The sequence below is a fragment of the Dietzia cercidiphylli genome, from assembly GCF_014145145.1.
GTDB lineage: Bacteria > Actinomycetota > Actinomycetes > Mycobacteriales > Mycobacteriaceae > Dietzia > Dietzia natronolimnaea.
Window position 1 is genome coordinate 1 of record NZ_JAALEA010000227.1, and the last position, 4,024, is coordinate 4,024.

5 protein-coding genes and 1 pseudogene are annotated in these 4,024 nt (G+C 71.2%); 3 read left to right on the forward strand and 3 right to left on the reverse strand.

The genetic code is table 11. The annotated features are described in order from the left end of the window. Positions 1–316: pseudogene (locus tag G6028_RS08715) on the reverse strand (hypothetical protein); the annotation flags it as partial. 109 nt (positions 317–425) lie between these two features. Further along, positions 426–824, reverse strand: a complete 399-nt coding sequence (locus G6028_RS08720) for a DUF2784 domain-containing protein (RefSeq protein WP_182658644.1) — start codon at positions 822–824, stop codon at positions 426–428. A 300-nt stretch (positions 825–1,124) separates the two neighbouring features. Here G6028_RS08720 and G6028_RS08725 point away from each other — a divergent pair, with 300 nt between their 5' ends. Genes G6028_RS08725 through G6028_RS08735 form a run of 3 tightly spaced genes read left to right on the forward strand, consistent with a single transcriptional unit; the run spans position 1,125 to position 3,743 of the window. Further along, positions 1,125–2,198: a 3-deoxy-7-phosphoheptulonate synthase gene (locus tag G6028_RS08725; protein ID WP_182658645.1), complete on the forward strand. Its 1,074-nt coding sequence runs from the start codon at positions 1,125–1,127 to the stop codon at positions 2,196–2,198. Positions 2,199–2,256: 58 nt separating this feature from the next. Beyond that, positions 2,257–3,024, forward strand: coding sequence for an isoprenyl transferase (locus G6028_RS08730; protein WP_182610033.1), 768 nt, complete (start codon positions 2,257–2,259; stop codon positions 3,022–3,024). Beyond that, on the forward strand, positions 3,024–3,743 hold the full coding sequence (locus tag G6028_RS08735) for an MOSC domain-containing protein (RefSeq protein WP_194306920.1): 720 nt from the start codon (positions 3,024–3,026) through the stop codon (positions 3,741–3,743). The genes G6028_RS08730 and G6028_RS08735 overlap by 1 nt, the downstream gene beginning before the upstream one ends. A gap of 69 nt (positions 3,744–3,812) precedes the next feature. On the opposite strand, the gene G6028_RS08740 is transcribed toward G6028_RS08735, so the two are convergent. Further along, positions 3,813–4,024 (reverse strand): PH domain-containing protein (locus G6028_RS08740; RefSeq protein WP_241730645.1); only part of this gene is annotated, 212 nt, incomplete at its 5' end.

Consider the following 4,024-nt stretch of genomic DNA (forward strand, 5'->3'; position numbering starts at 1 on the left):
CGGTCACCAGACGCCCGGCGTGCCACCCGGTCAGGGACATCGCCGCCGCCAGGTGGTCACGGGCCCGATCGGCCGGGTCCAGACGGGCGAACACCGGCCGCGGGCACGCCCCGTCATCATGGGTGGCCTCATCGAGCCGCCCCATCGCCTGCACGAGGTGATACGCGGCCTGAAGCCGGGTGGCCGCGGCGAGATTCTGCGCCAGCGTGGCCGACCGCGCCACCTCACTCAACGCCTCGGCGCCCAACGTGTCGAGAGGATCCGGCACCGCGCGCAGCGCCCCGAACGCCGCCGAGCTCGTCGTCGTCACACTCACCACCGACCCACCTCCCACGTTGCGCTTGACTCGAACATGTGTACTATCCTACCCATGTTCGCATCATCGTTCAAGTGTTCGAATGAAGTCCGCGGCGGCGGCGTCGACGTCAGGAGTGCAGCGCCTCCGGCGCGAGTGCGCGGGAGCGTGCTCGCGCTCGCCAGTGGAGGAAGGCCAGGCCCGCCCATGAGACGAGCACGGCGGCCGCAACGGCGAGTTGCGCCGTCAGAAGATGTTCCGCGGGATAGATGACGCCGGTGAGGTAGTGGTCGATGAACCCCGTCGACGGCAGCGTCTCCTGGCCGGCGCGGGCGCGTCCCCAGTTCTCCACGTAGGTGAGCGGACAGTCCCACCCCACCGTCGCGATCCCGAGTCCGTACGCCGCCGTCGCCAGATGTGGCCAGAATGTCCAACGCCATTTCCACGCGAGGAAGCCGCCTACCACCATGTACACGAGGAAGGCCGCGTGGAGCACCATCGCAGCGTCAGCGACGAGTCGGTATCCCATGACTCCAGGGTGCCAGCCGGGGCGGGAGGTGCAAGTGGCCCGACGGGCGCGGCCTCTGCTACGGTGACCGGCATGTCGATCGCTCGCGCTTATTGGCGCTTTATGTGGGCTCCGGGTGGAGCCCGCGCCGCGAGCGCACGCGTCCGCTAGTCGGACGTCCGACACCCGGAGCCCAGAGGCGGTGACCACCACGGTCACCGCCTCCCGCCATTTCCAGCGGCGGATCCGGGTGCGACACAGGGCACCGAACAGGATCACGGCACCCGGCCCGCCACGACCCCCGCATCAGGAGCGCACGCCGTGACCATCACCGCCGAGAACCCCACCCAGACCGCCGACCGGCGCGTCCTGTCCTACTCCCCGTTGCCGACGCCGATCGAGATCCTCGGCGAGCTCCCGCTGGGGGAGGCCCGCGAGGCGCTGGTCGAGCGCAGCCGAAGCGAGATCGCCGATGTCCTGGCCGGGCGAGACGACCGGCTGCTCGTGGTGGTGGGGCCCTGTTCGGTCCACGATCCCGCGGCCGCTCTCGACTACGCGGGGCGTCTCGCGGCCCTGGCCCGGGAAGTCTCGGAGGACCTGCTGATCGTCATGCGCGTCTACTTCGAGAAGCCGCGGACGACCGTCGGGTGGAAGGGCCTGATCAACGACCCGGCGCTGGACGGGAGCTACGACATCCCGCGGGGTCTGCGCACGGCCCGCAGACTCCTCCTGGATGTGTTGGACCTCGGCCTGCCCGTCGGCTGCGAGTTCCTCGAACCGACCAGTCCGCAGTACATCGCCGACGCCGTCTCCTGGGGTGCCATCGGAGCGCGGACCACCGAGAGCCAGGTGCACCGCCAGTTGGTCTCCGGGCTGTCCATGCCGGTGGGGTTCAAGAACGGGACCGACGGCGAGGTCCAGGTCGCGGTGGACGGGTGCAGGTCCTCGGCGTCGCGCCACGTGTTCTTCGGCACTGACGCCGAGGGCCGGGCCGCCGTGGTGGAGACGGCCGGGAACACCGACTGCCACGTGATCCTCCGGGGAGGCACGGGCGGCCCCAACCACGACGCGGCATCGGTGGCGTCCGCGGTGGCGTCGGTCGCGAAGGTGGGGCTGCCCGGTTTGGTGATGGTAGATGCGAGCCACGCCAACTCCGGCAAGTCGCACGAGCGCCAGGCCGAGGTCGTGGCCGAGCTCGCCGAGCGGATCGGGGCGGGGGAGGACGGGATCTCCGGCGTGATGGTCGAGAGCTTCCTCGAGGCCGGCGCCCAGTCCGTCGACGCCGCCGAGCTGGTCTACGGGAAGTCGGTCACTGACGCCTGTATCGGTTGGGATACCACCGAGGAGGGCGTGCGCGCGCTGGCCGCGGGGGTTCGCGCGGGCCGACGGGGCTGAGCCCCCGCGGGTCAGGGGGACCCCTGTGGAGGGGGCGTCGCGCGGTAACCTCTACCGAGTGGATGCCTCCTCCCCCCTGTACTCGCTGTACGAGTCGCGACTCCGGTCGTCACTCGAGGGTGCTCGGCTCCCACGACACATCGCGGTGATGGCCGACGGCAACCGCCGCTGGGCCAAGGAGGCCGGGTTCGCGGATGTCGCGCACGGACACCGGGCCGGGGCGGTCAAGATCGCCGAGATGCTGGGCTGGTGCGACGAGCTGGGCGTGGACGTGGCCACCATCTACCTGCTGAGCACCGAGAACCTGGGTCGCGATGCCGAGGAGCTCGACGAGCTGCTGCAGATCATCGCCGACGTGGTGGACGAGATCACCGGTCCGGACAAGAACTGGGACGTCCGGATCGTCGGGCGGCTCGAGGTGCTGCCGGACTGGCTGGCCGAGCGGCTGCGTCACGCCGAGCGCGCGAGCACCGGGCGTCGGGGGGTCAAGGTCAACGTCGCCGTGGGGTACGGCGGCCGTCAGGAGATCGCCGACGCGACCCGCGAGCTCGTCGCCCAGTTGATCGACGAGGGCCGGACCGGGCGGGACCTGGTCGACGGCATCACCGTGGAGGCCATCGGCGAGCACCTCTACACCTCCGGCCAGCCCGATCCCGATCTGGTGATCCGTACGTCCGGCGAGCAGCGGCTCTCCGGATTCCTGCTGTGGCAGAGCGCCTACTCGGAGATCTGGTTCACCGAGGCCTACTGGCCCGCGTTCCGCCGCGTGGACTTCCTCCGCGCCCTGCGCGACTACGGTGCCCGCAACCGCAGGTTCGGCCACTGATGCCGGCCTCGAACAGTCCCGCGTCCGGGGAGACGGTGCCGGAGTCGTTCACCGTGCAGGCCGTCTGCGTGGTGGACCAGCTCCTCACCGTTCCCGGCCGCGTCGGCGTGACGGCGATCGACAAGCGCCCCGTCGAGGGCCCGGTGCAGGTCCGTGAGTACGGCCTCCACGGCGACGTCCAGGCCGACCGCGAGCATCACGGCGGCGTGTGGAAGGCCGTCTACCTGCTCTCCGACTCCGATGTCGAGCCGTGGGAGCCCGAGTTCGGTGGGCCGATCCCGCCCGGGTACTTCGGCGAGAACCTGCGAGTGACCGGCGTCGACACCTCGCAGCTGCAGATCGGCACCGTCCTGGAGGTGGGCCGGGGCAGCGGTCGTCGGGGTCCGTTGCGCCTGGAGATCACCACCCCGCGCATCCCGTGCCAGACGTTCGGCGATCGCGTCGGCAAGCCCAGGTGGGTGCGCCGGTTCACCGAGGCGGGGCGGCCCGGAGCGTACGCGCGCGTGCTGCGGCCGGGGTCGGTCGAGGTGGGCGACGAGATCCGGGTGGTCGCCGTGCCCACGCACGGCGTCACCATCGGGCGGGTGTTCGCGGGGGTCGACGACGACGAGGCCGGCCGCCTGCTGTCCGAGTACACGCTCTCCGACCTCGCGCCGAGCCTCGTGCGCAAGCTCGACCCCGCCACGGACGTCCGGCCCGCCGACGTCGACTCCGACTGAGGCGACCCCTCAGAGAGAGCGATCCCGTCGCGGTCTTGCCGAGAGATTCAGCCGCGAGGTCGATTCCGCTCACGTTTTCCCAGGTCGCGTGTCGCTTTTCGCGGCATTCGTGACCACTCGGCGAGAGCCCGGAGGCTCGGCGAGGTGGTCCCAGACCGGTCCGGCGGTGCGCCACAACGCGGGCGCCTGCTCGCGGCCCACGTCGGGCAGCCGGAACGCGCCGCTGCCACCGGCGGTGGTGGCCACGAGCGTCGCCAGTCCGGCGCGCCGCTGCAGGGGGG

What these genes read in the sequence shown, in the direction of transcription:
- G6028_RS08720 (WP_182658644.1), bottom strand. Translation starts at nt 824, where the DNA reads ATGGGATACCGACTCGTCGCTGACGCTGCGATGGTGCTCCACGCGGCC.
- G6028_RS08735 (WP_194306920.1), top strand. Translation starts at nt 3,024, where the DNA reads ATGCCGGCCTCGAACAGTCCCGCGTCCGGGGAGACGGTGCCGGAGTCG.